The organism is Amycolatopsis sp. NPDC101161, from assembly GCF_044768185.1.
GTDB lineage: Bacteria > Actinomycetota > Actinomycetes > Mycobacteriales > Pseudonocardiaceae > Amycolatopsis.
In genome coordinates, this window is sequence record NZ_JBIWPI010000001.1 from 1,856,269 (window position 1) to 1,871,278 (window position 15,010).

General features: G+C 73.6%; 12 protein-coding genes. 3 read left to right on the top strand and 9 right to left on the bottom strand.

Annotated elements, in window-relative coordinates:
• The first annotated feature begins 14 nt into the window (after window positions 1-14).
• Entirely contained in the window at window positions 15-2,474 is a 2,460-nt protein-coding gene (locus tag ACIRSS_RS09120) for a M14 family zinc carboxypeptidase (protein ID WP_400893419.1), read from the top strand.
• A gap of 45 nt (window positions 2,475-2,519) precedes the next feature.
• Here ACIRSS_RS09120 and ACIRSS_RS09125 read toward each other — a convergent pair whose 3' ends face one another.
• From ACIRSS_RS09125 to ACIRSS_RS09150, 6 genes are all read right to left on the bottom strand, one after another.
• On the bottom strand, window positions 2,520-3,164 hold the full coding sequence (locus tag ACIRSS_RS09125) for a LysE family translocator (protein WP_400892467.1): 645 nt from the start codon (window positions 3,162-3,164) through the stop codon (window positions 2,520-2,522).
• 303 nt (window positions 3,165-3,467) lie between these two features.
• On the bottom strand, window positions 3,468-4,562 hold the full coding sequence (locus ACIRSS_RS09130) for a DnaJ domain-containing protein (RefSeq protein WP_400892469.1): 1,095 nt from the start codon (window positions 4,560-4,562) through the stop codon (window positions 3,468-3,470).
• A 420-nt stretch (window positions 4,563-4,982) separates the two neighbouring features.
• Complete coding sequence (locus ACIRSS_RS09135) at window positions 4,983-6,575, bottom strand: AMP-binding protein (RefSeq protein WP_400892472.1); 1,593 nt, start codon at window positions 6,573-6,575, stop codon at window positions 4,983-4,985.
• A gap of 118 nt (window positions 6,576-6,693) precedes the next feature.
• Complete coding sequence (locus ACIRSS_RS09140) at window positions 6,694-7,299, bottom strand: hypothetical protein (protein ID WP_400892475.1); 606 nt, start codon at window positions 7,297-7,299, stop codon at window positions 6,694-6,696.
• Window positions 7,296-7,655, bottom strand: a complete 360-nt coding sequence (locus tag ACIRSS_RS09145) for a hypothetical protein (protein WP_400892477.1) — start codon at window positions 7,653-7,655, stop codon at window positions 7,296-7,298. The genes ACIRSS_RS09140 and ACIRSS_RS09145 overlap by 4 nt, the downstream gene beginning before the upstream one ends.
• A gap of 115 nt (window positions 7,656-7,770) precedes the next feature.
• Window positions 7,771-10,224, bottom strand: a complete 2,454-nt coding sequence (locus ACIRSS_RS09150) for an ATP-binding protein (protein ID WP_400892479.1) — start codon at window positions 10,222-10,224, stop codon at window positions 7,771-7,773.
• A 93-nt stretch (window positions 10,225-10,317) separates the two neighbouring features.
• Between ACIRSS_RS09150 and ACIRSS_RS09155 the strand changes: the two genes are divergently transcribed.
• Both ACIRSS_RS09155 and ACIRSS_RS09160 read left to right on the top strand, forming a co-directional pair.
• Window positions 10,318-10,740 (top strand): ester cyclase, encoded by a 423-nt coding sequence (locus ACIRSS_RS09155; protein ID WP_400892481.1) that lies wholly within the window; start codon window positions 10,318-10,320, stop codon window positions 10,738-10,740.
• A gap of 48 nt (window positions 10,741-10,788) precedes the next feature.
• Complete coding sequence (locus ACIRSS_RS09160; RefSeq protein ID WP_400892483.1) at window positions 10,789-11,739, top strand: TIGR03557 family F420-dependent LLM class oxidoreductase; 951 nt, start codon at window positions 10,789-10,791, stop codon at window positions 11,737-11,739.
• A 1-nt stretch (window position 11,740) separates the two neighbouring features.
• On the opposite strand, the gene ACIRSS_RS09165 is transcribed toward ACIRSS_RS09160, so the two are convergent.
• The 3 genes from ACIRSS_RS09165 to ACIRSS_RS09175 form a co-directional block, all read right to left on the bottom strand.
• The gene (locus ACIRSS_RS09165) at window positions 11,741-12,445 is read right to left on the bottom strand and encodes a transporter substrate-binding domain-containing protein (RefSeq protein WP_400892485.1); all 705 of its coding nucleotides are present in this window, start codon (window positions 12,443-12,445) and stop codon (window positions 11,741-11,743) included.
• A 49-nt stretch (window positions 12,446-12,494) separates the two neighbouring features.
• Window positions 12,495-13,526, bottom strand: a complete 1,032-nt coding sequence (locus ACIRSS_RS09170; RefSeq protein WP_400892488.1) for an aldose epimerase family protein — start codon at window positions 13,524-13,526, stop codon at window positions 12,495-12,497.
• A 61-nt stretch (window positions 13,527-13,587) separates the two neighbouring features.
• Window positions 13,588-14,823, bottom strand: coding sequence for a helix-turn-helix domain-containing protein (locus tag ACIRSS_RS09175; protein ID WP_400892490.1), 1,236 nt, complete (start codon window positions 14,821-14,823; stop codon window positions 13,588-13,590).
• Between the last annotated feature and the right edge of the window lie 187 nt (window positions 14,824-15,010).

Below are 15,010 nucleotides of genomic sequence, written 5' to 3' on the forward strand. Positions count from 1 at the left end.
CACCAAGAAGACTGGTGCTGGCGGCTTCGGTCGTGGCGCTGGCGGCGGCGTTCGTCGCGTTACCGGCCGGTACCGCCGGCGCGGCCCAGAACATCCTGCGTGCCGACAAGTCGGTACCCCGCTCGTGCTTCGCGAAAGTGCAGCCCAAGGGCACCGCGGGCGTCGACCGCCGCGAGCTCACGTCCACTGTGGACGGTTTGGTGCAGGCCCGGCTGAAGCCGGTCCCGGGCACCGAAGGCGACTGGGACGTCGCCGTGTTCGACAAGGCGACGGGTGCGGTGGTCGCCGCCTCGACGGCGTTGCGCACCCACGAACTCGCCGAGAGCTTCGTCAAGAAGGGCCAGGAGCTCGTCATCCAGGGCTGCCGCTACGGTGGCCCGGCCGGCCAGGCCCAGCTCGGCGTCGACTTCCTCGCGCTCACGCCGCAGGGCACGCCGACGACCGCGCAGAAGGCGCAGCTGGTCCGCGTCGAGACGCCGACGCGCGCCGACAAGAACAAGCTGACCGCCTCCGGCCTCGACGTCACGGAGAAGGGTGACGCGACCGGGGTCGAGGTCGTCCTCGCCGACGACGCGGACCGCCAGACGCTCAAGAACAGCGGCTTCAAGTCGAAGGTGATCGAGGCCGACCTGTCGGCCAAGTCCGTGCAGGACGCCAAGACCGACCGCCAGTACGCCGCGACGACCGCCGCGTCGGCGCTGCCGTCCGGGCGCACGAGCTACCGGCACCTCTACGACTACAACTACGAGATGAAGGAGCTGGCCCGCAAGAACCCGGGCCTGGTCTCGGCGTTCACCATGCCCGAGTCGACGTGGGAAGGCCGCGACGTCGTCGGGATCGAGATCGCCAGCGACGTCAAGAACCTCACCGACGGCAAGCCGGTCAACTTCACCATGGGCGTGCACCACGCCCGGGAGTGGCCCGCCGGCGAGCACGTCATGGAGTGGGCGTACGAGCTGATCAACGGCTACGCCCACGACGCGGCGATCCGGAGCCTGGTCGGCAAGACCCGCAACATCGTCGTGCCGATCATCAACCCGGACGGGTTCGAGATCTCCCGCGAAGCCGAGCCCAAGGGTGACTTCACCCGGTTCGACTACGAGATGAAGCGGAAGAACTGCAACGTCAACGACTCGCCGGCGCAGTACTCGACCGGCGTGTGCAAGGCCAACCCGGCCGGCCGCCTGCGCGGCACCGACCCGAACCGCAACTACGGCGGGTTCTGGGGCGGCAACGGCGCCGAGATCGCCTGGAGCGGCGACACCTTCCGCGGGTCCGGGCCGTTCAGCGAGCCCGAGGTGCGCAACGTCCGGTCGATCGTGTCCTCGCGCCAGGTGACCAACCTGCTGACGATGCACACCGTCGCGGCGCTCGTGCTGCGCCCGCCGGGCGTGGCCGACGTCCGCCCGCCGCTGGAGGAGCCGGCCTACAAGGCCCTCGGCGACAAGCTGGCCTCGCGCAACGGCTACACCAGCGAGCCGAGCTGGGCGCTGTACGACACCACGGGCACCACCGAGGACTGGTCGTACTGGGCCACCGGCGGCTGGGGCTTCACCATCGAGGTCGGCGGCAACGGCTTCCACGGGCCGTACGCCGACAGCGTCGTGGCCGAGTACGAGGGCCTGGCCCCCGCGGCCGGGGCCGGCAAGGGCGGCAACCGCCAGGCGTTCCTGGACATGCTGGGCAACGCGGCCGACCCGCAGCAGCACTCGACGCTGATCGGCACGGCGCCGAAGGACTACCAGCTCAAGCTGCACAAGACGTTCCAGACGCCGACGTCACCGGTGATCCAGGCCGACGGCTCCACCAAGCCGCCGATCTACATCACCGACGACCTGAACTCGAAGCTCACCACCACCGGCGGGCGGTTCGCCTGGTCGGTCAACCCGTCGACCCGGCCGTACGTGGCCGGCCGCTACGGGCGTGACCCCCAGGGCCCGGCGCAGCAGGGCTTCGCGGTCGCCAACCCGCCCGGTGTCCCGCCGATCAACCAGAACTACCCGGCGGACGCGACGGCGGAGAGCTTCACCTTCCACGTCGACGGCCTGCCGAAGGTCGACAACGGGAAGTTCAGCGTCAACATCAACTGGAAGAACACCACGACCGACTGGGACCTGTTCGTCTACGACGCGGCGGGCAACCTGGTCACCTCGTCGGCGAACGGCGGCACGACGTCCGAGCACGCCGTGCTGTTCGACCCGCCGGCCGGCGACTACAAGGCCGTGGTGGTCAACTACGACCAGACCGACCCGAACGCCGTCGACGACTGGACCGGGGACGTCTCGTTCGCGTCGCCGATCCCGCCGACGTACGGGACGAAGGAGGCCTACCAGCTGACCTGCTCGTCGCCGAAGGGCAAGCTGGTCGGCGTGGCCGACGTGTTCGTCGACCGCGGCCAGACGGTCGACGTCGGCGAGGTCTGCACCCGTTCCGCGCACGCGCAGAAGCAGCGCGCTTCGGGCGGGGCTCGGTAGCAGTCGGTTGTTCGTGAAGGCCTCCTCGCTTCGGCGGGGAGGCCTTCACGGCGTTACGGCGAGGATGAGCCCCAGGACGACGAGAATCGTGCCCACGACGCGGTTGAGGGCCGGTTTCGCGCGGGTGTACCAGCGCTGGGTGGCGGGGGAGGAGAACAGCAGCGCCACGCTCAGGTGCCACGCGGTCGACGCGACGACGATCAGCGCCACCGCGGCGAGCTTGACCGCGGTGGGCTCGGTGGGCGGCAGGGCCGCGGTCAGCACACTGCCGAAGAACGCCGCGGCCTTGGGGTTGGTCAGGTTGCTGACGACTCCCTGCCGGAAGTGGTTCCCGCGCCGGGTGCTCGCCGGCGGCTCGCCCTCCGAGGCCGGTCGCTCGACGGAACCGTCATCGGGGGCGCGGGCGCGCCACCACAGCCGCACGCCGAGCCAGGCGAGGTACCCGCCGCAGACCACGCGCAACGCCGTCGCCAGCCAGGGCGTCCGGGCCAGCACGCTCCCCAGCCCGAACACCGCGACCGCGGCCAGCACCCCGCCCGCCGCGACCACCCCGAGCGCGACCGCCACCGCCGACCGGCGCGTCCCGGCGGCGGCCGTGTGCGCGATGAGCACGAAGTTCGGCCCGGGCGAGACGGCCGCCGGGAGGTAGGCCAGCAGGACCGTGCCCAGCGTGGCCGCGGCGCTGTTCACAGCGGACAGCCTGGCACGGCGGTCACCGGGCCGAGCGCCACCACCGGCCTGGGCTGTGCGCCCGCGGCGGTGTTCAGGGCGGACAGCGTGGCACGGCGGTCCCGGGGCCGAGTGCGCCACCGGCCTGGGGCGTGCGCCCGCGGTGGTGTTCACGGCGGGCAGCCTGGTACGGCGGTCGCGGGGCCGTGTGCCGCTACCGGCCTGGGGCGTGCGCCCGCGGCGGTGTTCACAGCGGATGGCCTGGCACGGCGGCCACCGGGCCGAGCGCCACCACCGGCCCGGGCAGGGCACCCGCCGCGGGGCTCACGCCGCCCGGCCGCCACCGCCGACCACCTGGTCGCGCATGGTTCGCAGCGCCTGGTGGTCCACTGTGGACGGATCGGCGGCCAGCCACTCGCCGATCTCGTGCAGGAACTCCTCCGGCGTCATCGGCGCCGCGGGCAGGTCACCGGGGTCGGCCGTGGTCAGCTCGCCGCTGCGGCTCGGGTACACGATCATCGCCCCACGCAGCGCGACCCCGGGTAGCAAGTCGCGGTAGGCGGCGAGGCTCTCGGCGAGCCGGCTGCCGCCGCCGCGGAACGGGCGCCCGTTGCGCAGCAGGCGGCCGTCCTCGGCCGTCTCGTAGTGCCCCGGCAGCCACAGCTTCGACTCGATGAGGACCAGGCGCTTCCCGCACAGCACGGCGTGGTCGACGTCGGCGAACACCGAGCCGGGCCAGGCGAGGCCGTGGAAGATCCGCGCGCCGGGCAGCCGGGTCAGGTAGGTCTCGAGCAGGTCGGCGGTGAGCCGCTCGGCCAGCTCGTCGCGTTCGGTGCCGGGCGCGCCGAAGACCGTGCGGCCGCCGAACTCCTCGGCGTAGGCCTCGCGGGCCCGGTTCGCCCGCAGGTAGCCGCGGGCCAGGCGCTGGACGAGCAGCGCGGTGCCGGCGGTGAGCAGCAGCCAGACGATGAGCACCGGCGTGCTGAACCCGACGCCGGTGACCAGCGGCAGCAGCACCAGCACCATCCCGCCCACCGCGGCGACCACCGGCGTGTGCCCGGGCCCGCGGCGGCGGCCGTGGCGCATCCGGGTGTCCTGCCCGGCGAAGTGCCACCAGGTCAGGTCTTCGGCGTCGAGTTCGGGCAGGTCGGGGACGAAGCCGGGCTCGTCGCCGAAGCGCCGCCGGGGCCGCGGCCGGACCGGGACGGCCACCACGGTCGCGCCGCCGGAGTCGTAGCGCGCGCGGGCGACGGGGTCGCCCAGGACTTCGTAGGCCTCGCGGAGCAGGCGGAACGTGCCGACGGTGCCGCCGCCGTCCGGGTGCATGGTCTTCGCCAGCCGGCGGTAGGCCGTCTTGACGTCGGCCGCCGTGGCGTCCCGGCGAATGCCGAGCACCTCGTAGTAGTCGACCTCGGGCACGCGGGCGTTCACCTCCGGATGGCTGCGCGAAGACTTTATGGGACCCGGTTTCCCGGTCGCTCACCGCCTCTTCGGCGCGTCGGGGTGATGGTCCTCCGGCGCAGGTCAGTGCGGTGTCCGGAGTTCTACCGCCGACGGCGGGTGCCGCGCGCGGCCGGTCCGCTCTCCCCGGCGGTTCGCGTGACGGCGTGCCGGGCGGGCCTTCCGGCGGGTTCGCCGTGGTCCGCGACTGTCCATTGAGGACAACTTGTCACCCGGAAGTGTTGCCGCGGCGCAGTTCTGGGCGAGGTCGGTGACGTTTCGTAGCGGGAAATCACTCGAAGAGACGCGAACACGTGTTCGAATCGGCCGGTATCGTGGAGGCATGTCCTCCCGCAGACGTGACGGGCCCACCGCCACCCCACCTCGGCAGCGGGCCCGTCACCCCCGCCCGGCTTCGCGCAGCAGGAAGCGCTGGAGCTTCCCGCTCGCGTTGCGCGGCAGCGCGTCGAGGAACCGCACCCGGCGCGGGTACTTGTACGGCGCCGCAACGGCTTTGGCGTGCTCCTGCAGGGCGTGCACGACCTCCGGGCCCGGGGTGACACCCGCGCGGAGCACGACGAAGGCGGTCACGACCGCGCCCCGGTCCGGATCGGGCGTGCCGACGACCGCGCACTCCTCGACGTCCGGGTGGCCGAGCAGCACTTCCTCGACCTCCGGAGCGGCGATGTTGTAACCGGAGGAGACGATCATGTCGTCGCTGCGCGCCACGAACCGGAAGTAGCCGTCGGGTTCGCGGACGTAGGTGTCGCCGGTGATGTTCCAGCCGTCCCGGACGTAGTCGGCCTGCCGCGGGTCCTCGAGGTAGCGGCAGCCGGTGGGGCCCCGCACCGCGAGCAGGCCGGGGGTGCCGTCGGGCACCGGCGTGCCGTCGACGTCCAGGACGGCGGCTTGGAAGCCGGGCACGACGGTGCCGGTCGTGCCCGGTCGGACGGCCTCGTCGGCGGCGGAGATGAAGACGTGCAGCAGCTCCGTGCTGCCGATGCCGTCGATGAGCGGGCGGCCGACGACGGCGCGGTACTGCTCGGCGACGGCGGCGGGCAGCGCTTCGCCAGCGGAGACGGCGCGGCGCACGCCGGCGAGCAGCGCGCCGTCGCCGGAGCCGAGGATCGCGCGGTAGGCGGTCGGGGCGGTGAAGAGCACGGTCACCGAGCGCTCGGCGACGATCGAGGCCAGTTCCTTGGGGGTGGCGCGCTCCAGGAGGAGCACGGACGCGCCGGCGTGCAACGGGAAGACGAGGAGGCCGCCCAGGCCGAAGGTGAACGCGAGGGGAGGGGTGCCGCAGAAGAGGTCGTCGGCGGTGGGCCGCACGATGTGCCGCGAGAACGTGTCGGCGATGGCGAGCAGGTCGCGGTGGAAGTGCATCGTCGCCTTGGGGGTTCCGGTGGTGCCGGAGGTGAAGGCGAGCAGCGCGACGTCGTCGGCGGCCGTGGGCACGTCGGCGAAGGTGGCCGGGTGCCGCGCGCAGCGTTCGGCCAGCTCGGTGCCGTAGGCGACGACGGGCAAGCCGGGTGGCAGCTCGTCGAGCAGGCGCTCGTCGCACAGGGCCACGGCCGGCCGGGCGCGGTCGACGATCTTGTCGAGCTCGTGGCGCCGCAGCATCGGCATGGTGGAGACGGCGACCGCGCCGGCCTTGAGCACGCCCAGCCAGCACGCCGCCAGCCACGGCGTGTTGGTGCCCCGCAACAGGACGCGGTTGCCGGGAACGACGCCGAGCTCGGCGGTGAGGACGTGCGCGATCCGGTTGGCGCGGGCGAGGACCTCGCCGTAGGTCCACGTCTCCTGGAGCGAGCGCAGGCAGGGCCGGTCGGGCCCGAGGCGCTCGATCGTGCCGTCGAGCAGGGCGGTGGCGGCGTTGAGCCGGTCCGGGTAGTGCAGCTCGGGCAGGTCGAACACGAGCCGCGGCCACTGCTGCGCCGGCGGCAGCCGGTCGCGGCAGAACGAGTCGGTGTGCGCGCTGGGAGAAAGCCTCATCGCAACCCCTCGGGTCGACCTGCACCACGAGGAACGTAGCACTCGTTGCGACCGTCGAGAAGACGCGATGTCGGATCGATGACGGTAGCGACGCAAGTGCGATGTGCGAGGTCCGCGCTCAGCCCCGGGCACCGGCGGGGACGGCCGGCACGTCGTCGCGCGCCGGGGGCCGGGCCCGGGCGAGCGGGATCGCGCAGCCGAGCGCGAGCGTCGCGATCGAGGCCCAGAACAGGGCCGCGACCCAGGCGCCGCGGGCGGTGGCGAGGCTCAGCGACGGCGAGATGGCCGTGCTCGCGAACGCCCACGCGGGCAAGGGCACCAGGGCGAACGCGCCGAGGAGGACGCGCCGCCACCGCGCGCCCCCACCGGCGATCGCGTAGCCGCCCGCCATGCCGAAGAGCGGCAACGCGAGCGCGCCGCCGCCCAGGCCGTCGCTGAACGGGATCCGGCCGGCCAGGATCGCCGAGAGCGTGTCCGGCGAGACGACCACGGCGAGCGGGAACGCCAGCGGCGCCACGACGAGCCACCGGCGGCGGCGCGTGTGCCAGGCCCAGCCGAACAGCGCCCCGGTGACGACGCCGGGCAGCAGGATTTGGACGAAGGTGCCGTACCAGTGCACGGCGGACTCCGGCCCGGCGACCTCGACCATGAGGCCGCGCAGGCCGGCGGCCCACGCCAGGCCCGCCGCGCCACCGGCGGCGAGCGCACCCCCGAGGCGGCTCATCGCGCCATCGCGGGCCGGCGCGCGCCGCTGAGCAGCAGCCCGACACCGACGATCGTCAGGAGGATGAGACCGCCGGACAGCAGCCGTGCCCAGGCCGGGGCGTCGACGAAGAAGGCGGGAACCGCGAGCAGCCCGGACAGCGCTCGCGAGCCGGCGACGGTGAGCTGGCCGGCGCGGTTGCCCCGCCAGGCCGGCACGGCCGCGGCGAGGGTGACGAGGCCCAGAACCCCGCCGAGGATCACGACCACGGCCGGAGGGGCGTCGTCCATGGCGAGGCCGGCGACCCCGACGACGTCGAAGAGCCCCAGCACGACGCAGAGGACATAGCCGGTGGTGAAGACGGGAGTGCGGGTCATGGTCTCCTCCTGGGTTTTCGGACTTGTTCCCAGGCTGGGCCGGCCGACCCCGGCGAACCACGACAAGCACCCACCGAGCACTCACCGTTTCCGCTGACGTGGCGGATCCGGGACCTCAGGGCCCGGGCGGACGCTCTCGATCCCCTCGCGCCCGCCGGTCCACCGCCTCGAGAACCGCCTCGAAGCCCGGCGGGTTCATCGGCGGCAGCCGCGCGCCGAGGCGGGTCAGCAGCTCCTCCCGCTCCGCGCACAGCTCGGCCGCCAGCCGCCCGTCGCCGTCCGCCCACGCGATGCCCGCCAGACCCTCCAAGCACCACGACAAGTACATCGGGTTGCCGATGCGCCCGAACAGCTCGCGGCTCTCCGCGAACAGCTCGCGGGCCCGCTCGATCCGCCCGTCCGCCAGCTCGACGTGACCCAGCTGCGTCGTCGACATGGCGATCGACCACAGGTCCTCGTACCGGCGGGCCGATTCGAGCGCGACCACGCTGGGCTCGCGGGCCCCCGCGAGGTCGCCCCTCAGCATCGCCACGTGACCCAGGTGCGCGAGCAGCTGGTCGGCCGTGTGGTCGTCGCCGCGGGCCCGGTTGAGCCGCTCGCTCTCCCGCAGCGCTTCCCCCGCTTCGTCGTAGCGGCCCATCAGCTGGGCGTTCGTGCCCAGGCCGCGGAGCCCCTCCGCCACCCGGCTGGGGTCGCCGATCGACCGGGCGACCGAGAGCCCCTCCAGGCCGAGCTCGCGGGCCCGTTCGTGCAGACCCGCGTGCATCGCCTGCCACGCCAGCAGGGTCAGCGCGTCGGCGAGCTCCCGGTCCGATCCGGCCGCGCGCGTCTCGGCCAGGCCGCGTTCGGCCAGCTCGATCGCCGCACCCGTCTGCCCGGTGAAGAACCGCGCGTAGGCCGTCCCGATCAGGGCGGCCGCCCGGTCACCGGTCGTCTCGGCCAGCGACAGCGCCTCCTCGTGGTCGGCGAGCGCGTCGGCGTAGCGGTCGGCCAGCCGCGCGACCACGCCGCGGGTGTTGAGCGCCGCGGCCAGCCCGGTTCCGGTGCGCCGCGCGAGGTCGACGAGCTGCTCGCACCACACCGTCGCCTCCTCGAACGCCGAGATGCCGATCGCCATCCGCGCCGCCCCGGCCAGCGCGGGGATCCGGGCCGCCGCGTCTCCGGGGAGGGCGAGCACCGACCCCGCCGCGCGGACGCCCTCCTGCAGCAGGCCGTGTTCGGTCCAGAACCCCGACAGCGCGATCCACAGCCGCAGGCCGGCGTCCGCGTCGCCGCGCTCGACGGCCCGGTCGAGCGCCGCGCGCAGATTGTCCTTTTCGGACTCCGCGGTCGCGGGTTCCAGGCCCGCGAAGAACTCGATGTGCCGGCTCACGGCGGCGCTTTCCTCGCCACAGTCACGCAGCCGCTCGAGTCCGTACTCCCGGATCGTCTCCAGCATGCCGACGCGGCCGTCCGGCCCGGTGGTGACGAGGCTGGCGTCGACGAGCTCGGTGAGCGTGTCCAGGTCGTCGACCGCCGGCAGCGGGCAGCCGCCGGCGAACACCGACAACGTCCGGAACAACGCCTGCGCCGCCGGTGAGAGGAGCTGGTAGCTCCAGCCGATCGCGTCCCGCATGGTGCGCTGCCGGTCGGGCAGGTCGCGCGGCCCGCCGACCAGCATCGGCAGCCGGTGCTCGAGGCGGTCGAGCAGGACGGCGGGCGGCAGCACCCGCGTCCGCGCGGCGGCGAGCTCGATCGCCAGCGGCAGGCCTTCCAGCCGGCGGCAGATCCGCGCGACCGTCTCGTCCGCTTCCAGGGACACGCCCGCGGCGGTGGCGCGCTCGGTGAACAGCCGGACGGCCGGGGCGTCCGGCCGGCCCGACTCCAGCGGCGCGATCCGGTAGTCGCGTTCGGCGCGCACGCGCAGCGGCACCCGGCTGGTGACCAGGACCGTCACACCCGGGCACGCGCCGAGCAGGGCGACCACGCCGGCGGCGGCGTCGACGAGGTGCTCGAAGTTGTCGAGCAGCAGGATGGCCCGCCGGTCGCGGAACGCGGCGGCCAGGCGCTCGGCGACCGGGACCGGGCCGCGTTCGTCCAGCCCGGCCTCGTGCGCGATCGCGGGGACGACCTGCGCGGGATCGCGCAGGGGCGCGAGATCGGCGAAGAGCGCGCCGTCCGGGTAGCGCGGGCGGACCGTCTCGAAGACCTCCAGCGCGAGCCGCGTCTTGCCGACGCCGCCGGGACCGGTAAGCGTCAGCAGCCGCGTCTCGCCGCGCTCCAGCAGCTCGACGAGCGCGGCGGCCACCCCGGCCCGGCCGATCAGCGGCGGCAGCGGCCGCGGCGGCCCGGGGGTGGGCGTCGGCGGCGGTCCGGCCGGGCGCGCCGCCGCCAGCAGCGCCGCGCGGTCCGCGTCGGCCAGCGCCAGGGCGTCGGCGAGCAGCCGCACGGTGTCCAGCCGCGGGATCCGGCGCGGATCGCGTTCGAGGTCGCTGACGGCGCGCGGGCTCACCCCGGCGCGCTCGGCGAGCGCCTCCTGGGTCAGGCCCGCGGCCAGGCGCAGCCGCTTGAGCAGGGCGGAAAAGCTCACGACCGTGAATCGTCGCGGGTGCGGCGAATGTGTCAAGCCGACGGTGGGCGGACGTCGTGGTCCCGTCCGCGCCGACGCGCGAGGCTGGCCGCCATGACCCCCGACGAGATCCGGGCGCGGGCCCGCAGAATCACCGAAGAGGTGTTCAACCAGGGCGACCTCGCGGTCCTCGACGAGCTCGTCGACCCCGCGTACGTCCAGTACCTCGCGGTCGAGAACCGCACGACCGGCGTCGCCGAGCTGGCGGAGTTCGTCGCCGGGATGCGGCGGGCGTTCCCCGACCTGCGCGCGCACACCGAACAGCAGGTCGTCGACGGCGACACGCTGGCCCAGCGGCTCATCGTCACCGGCACGCACAGCGGCGCGGCGTTCGCCGGGCTGCCCCCGGCCACCGGCGCCCGGCTGCGGGTGAACGTCGTCGACATCTACCGGGTCGGCCCGGCGGGCCGGTTCACCCAGCGGTGGACGCTGTGGGACGAGCACACCTTCCGCCTGCAGCTGGGGCTGGCGTCCTGACACCGCTTCGCGAAGTTTCGCGGCGCGCCGCGGTGGTAGCCCCCGGGCATGGTGAGCGTCGGCTACTTCCTGTCGTCCGAAGAGTTTTCCCCGCGTGAGCTGGTCCGGCAGGCCCGGCTCGCCGAATCCGCCGGGTTCGAGCGGCTGTGGATCTCCGACCACTTCCACCCGTGGCTGGACGAACAGGGCAACAGCCCGTTCGTGTGGTCGGTGATCGGCGCGCTGAGCGAAGTCACTTCGCTGCCCATCTCCACGGCCGTCACGTGCCCGATCATCCGGATGCACCCCGTCGTCGTGGCGCAGGCCGCGGCGACCGCCGCCGTGCAGTGCGAGGGGCGGTTCGTGCTCGGCGTCGGCACCGGCGAGGCGCTGAACGAGCACGTCACCGGCGCGCAGTGGCCGCCGCCCGCGGTGCGGCTGGAGATGCTCGAAGAGGCGATCGACGTCATCCGGGAGCTGCACACCGGCAAGGAGGTCGACCACCGCGGCCGGTACTACACCGTCGACCACGCCCGGCTCTACACGCTGCCCGACGAGCCGGTGCCGATCTACGTCTCGGCGTTCGGCCCCGCGGCCACCGAGCTCGCCGCCCGCGCAGGCGACGGCTTCTGCACGGTTATGCCCGACGCCGGCCTCGTGCGCAAATACCGCGAAGCCGGTGGGGGCGGCAAACCGGTGCAGGGCGGCCTGAAGGTGTGCTGGGCGGAGTCCGAAGAGGACGGTGTCCGCACGGCGCACCACCGGTGGCGCAACGAGCTCCTGCCCGGCAAGCTGCCCTCGACGCTCCCGACCCCGGCCGACTACGCGGCCGCGGCGAGCCTGGTCACCGAGGACATGGTCCGCGAGCAGTTCCCGTGCGGCCCGGACGCCGACCGGCACGTCGAAGCGGTGCGCGAGTTCGCCGCCGCCGGGTTCGACGAGGTGTACGTCCAGCAGATCGGGCCGGACCAGGAGGAGTTCTTCGAGGCGTGGCGCACGCAGGTGCTGCCCCGGCTGTGACTCAAGGAGCGACGGTCGCGTCCGGCTGGTTCGCGCGGCGCAACGCCTCCGCCACGAACCCGTTCGCCTTCAGCTCTTCGACCAGGTCGTGCAGGAACGCCACGGTCGCCGGGGCGCGCTCCGGCGTCGTCCCGACGGCCTGCCGGATCTGCATGAACCGCTCCGGAACCACCCGCGTCCCCGGGTGGGCGGCGGCGTAGGCGGTCATCGGCTGCCGGATCCCGGCGGCCACCTCGAGGCCCTGCTCCTCGAACGCCACGACGCCGTCCGAGCCGCGCACCACCGTCGCGTGCTCGAGGGTCCGGGTCAGGAACAGGTCGTACGCCGAGCCCTGTTTGACGCCGATCCGGACGCCCGGCCGGTCGACGTCCGCGGGCGAGGCGAACGCGGAGTCTTCCGGCACCACGTAAACGCCTTCGATGACGACGTACGGCGCGGTGAACGCCACCGAAGCCGCCCGCGCCGGCTCGATCGCCAGGAAGCACAGGTCGGCCGCGCCCGAGGTCAGCGCCTCGAACGCCTTGCGGGCGGCGTCGAAGCAGACGAACTCAACCGGCAGGTCCAGCCGCGCGGCCACTTCGCGCGCGATGTCGACGGTGACGCCGCCGGGGGAATCCGGCGTGCCGTGCGCGAGCACGGGGTTGCCGAGGTTGATGGCGGCGCGCAGCACCCCGGTGGGCGCGAGGTCGGCGGCAAGGTCTCCCATGACCGGCGAGGGTAACGGCGGGGGCCGCCGGAGCAGGGGCGAATGTTGCTCACGCCACCGGCGGCCCGTCCGCCGTCGTCAGCTCGAACGCCGTCTCCTGGTGGTAGACCTCGCCCGGCCGGAGGACCGTGCCCGGGAAGTCCGGCCGGTTCGGCGAGTCCGGGAAGTGCTGCGCCTCCAGCGCGAACCCCGCGTGGGGATCGCCGAGGTGGTTGCCCGAGTAGAACTGCAGGCCGGGTTCGGTCGTCCACATCGTGAGCAGCCGGCCGGACGACGGCTCCCAGACGCGGGCGGCGAAGGGCGAACCGTCGTCGAGGACCCAGTTGTGGTCGTAGCCGTCGCCGATCGCCAGCTGCGGGTCGGGCTCGCCCAGGCGCGCGCCGATCGCCGTCGCGCGGCGGAAGTCGAACGGCGTGCCCTCGACCGGTGCGGGGTCGCCCACCGGGATCAGGTCCTCGTCGACCGCGCAGTAGCGGCTCGCGGCGAGCGCGAGGGAGTGGTCGTGCACGGTCCCCGCGCCGGCCAGGTTCCAGTACGTGTGGTTGGTCAGGTTGACGACCGTCGGCGCGTCGGTGGTCGCGCGGTAGGTGATGCGCAGCCGGTCGTCGAGGCGGTAGGTCACCTCGGTGGTGAGCTCGCCGGGGTAGCCCTGGTCGCCGTCCGGGCTGACCAGCGTGAGCCGCACGCCGTCCGGCACCGGGCTCGCGGACCACACCCGCGTGTCGAACCCGGCGGGGCCGCCGTGCAGGCTGTTCTTCCCGTCGTTGACCGGGACCCGGTGGAGCACGCCGTCGAGGGTGAACGCGCCGCCGGCGATCCGGTTGGCGTACCGGCCGATCACCGCGCCCAGGAAGACCCGCGCGGCGCCCGGCCGGTTGTTCGCGACGTAGCCGTCGAGATCGGGGTAGCCGAGGACGACGCCGGCCGGGCGCCCGGAGCGGTCCGGTGCGGCCACGGACTGGATGACGCCGCCGTAGTCCAGCACGCGGACGGTGATCCCGGACCGCGCGAGGGTGTACCGGTGGACGTCGGTGCCGCCGGCGCGGCCGAAGAACTCCCGCGTGACTTCGGTGGACGTCATCGGCGGCCTCCCCATTGTTAGCGCTAACAGGATGGGGGAGGAGGGGCCGCCCGGTCAAGGGTCACTGCTCGCCCGGCGGCTCGGTGCCGAGCAGCTGGTGCGCCCGCAGCGTCATCTGGATCTCCAGCCGCTGCGCCGGGTCGGCCAGCCGGTCGCCGAAGAGGTCGCTCAGCTGGCTCACGCGGTAGCGGACGGTCTGCGGGTGCACGCCCAGCGCCTGCGCGATGTCCGGGGTGTTCCCGTTGTGCTCCAGCCAGCTCAGCAACGTCTCGGCGAGCCGGGACTGCTGCTTCACCGTCAGGCCGGCGAACGGCGCCAGGGTCTTCGCCGACAGCTCGTCGAGCAGGAACCGGTCCGCGAGCAGCCAGTGCGTCGCCAGGTGGTCGGCCGTGCGCGTCACCGGGCGGTCGTCGATCAGGCCGTGGCGGACCAGGTCGAGCGTGCGCCGGGCCCAGCGTGCCGACGTCCCCGCGTCGGCCGGCCGGACCCGGGGCCCGACCGACGCGCGCCAGCCCGGCAGCCGGCCTTCGAGGCCGCGCAGGTCGCGGTCCGGGTTCGGGGTGAGCAGGCACGGTTCGGTGCCTTCGAGGTCGAGCAGGACGTCGTCGGCGACCTGCGGGGCCGGCGTCAGGTGCTGCTCGTCCCGCGGGTCGAGCGCGACGACGGTGACCCACTCCGGCATCGTCCACTTCGCGGCTTTCGCCATTGTGGACAGGGTCGCCGGCGACGACGGCGGGGTGGCCAGGAGGAGTTCGAGCAGCCGCCGCCGGCGGCGTTCGAGCGTGCCGGTCGCCATCGCCTGCGCCAGCGTGTACCCCTCCACCGAGTACGAGGAAATCTCTTCCACGTAGGCGAAAATCGCTTCCGCGCCGACGCACAGCACGGCCGCCGGGAAGCGGTGCGCCTGTCCCAGTTCCGCGAAGTACCGCCACGCCGCGCGCCCGCCCGCGCGGTAGGCGGCCTGCAGCGAGTTCAGGCTGCCGCCGTCGTGGTGGACGCGCTTGCCGACCTCCCGGAACAACTTCGGCCAGTTGTCCTCTGTGGACGGTAAGTCGTCGATGCTGTCGATGCAGCTGAGGACCGCCTGTTCGATCGCCAGCACGATCATCTTCCCGAACTCGCCTTCGAGGGGCTTGGCGTACTCGGGCACGGCCCGCTGGATCTCCTCGAGGATCCGCCGGGACAGCGGGTCGGCGTGCGGCCGGAACCGCCGCGCGAGCTCGGTCGGCAGCGAGCACCACAGCTGCTGCGCCCGGCCGGTGCCGCGGGGGTGGGGGACGGTGATCGTCCGGGTCATGGGCCACCCCTTTCCGCGTCGGCGCGGACGTCATGTACTCACACGGAAACGCCGGTTGGCAACCGTCCTCCCGGCGTCCGGCCCCGGTTCTGTCACGCGGAGACCAATGGCCGCGCGCGGATTTGTCACCCGTCCGACAAACGGCGGAACACTCACCGCCGCAAGGGTTTCCGGAATTCATTTTGTG

Excerpts from the sequence above, each read along its gene's own strand:
- ACIRSS_RS09170 (WP_400892488.1), bottom strand. The coding sequence starts at position 13,526 with ATGACGTCCACCGAAGTCACGCGGGAGTTCTTCGGCCGCGCCGGCGGC.
- ACIRSS_RS09175 (WP_400892490.1), bottom strand. The coding sequence starts at position 14,823 with ATGACCCGGACGATCACCGTCCCCCACCCCCGCGGCACCGGCCGGGCG.
- ACIRSS_RS09160 (WP_400892483.1), top strand. The coding sequence starts at position 10,789 with ATGGTGAGCGTCGGCTACTTCCTGTCGTCCGAAGAGTTTTCCCCGCGT.
- ACIRSS_RS09145 (WP_400892477.1), bottom strand. The coding sequence starts at position 7,655 with ATGACCCGCACTCCCGTCTTCACCACCGGCTATGTCCTCTGCGTCGTG.
- ACIRSS_RS09165 (WP_400892485.1), bottom strand. The coding sequence starts at position 12,445 with ATGGGAGACCTTGCCGCCGACCTCGCGCCCACCGGGGTGCTGCGCGCC.
- ACIRSS_RS09140 (WP_400892475.1), bottom strand. The coding sequence starts at position 7,299 with ATGAGCCGCCTCGGGGGTGCGCTCGCCGCCGGTGGCGCGGCGGGCCTG.
- ACIRSS_RS09135 (WP_400892472.1), bottom strand. The coding sequence starts at position 6,575 with ATGAGGCTTTCTCCCAGCGCGCACACCGACTCGTTCTGCCGCGACCGG.
- ACIRSS_RS09155 (WP_400892481.1), top strand. The coding sequence starts at position 10,318 with ATGACCCCCGACGAGATCCGGGCGCGGGCCCGCAGAATCACCGAAGAG.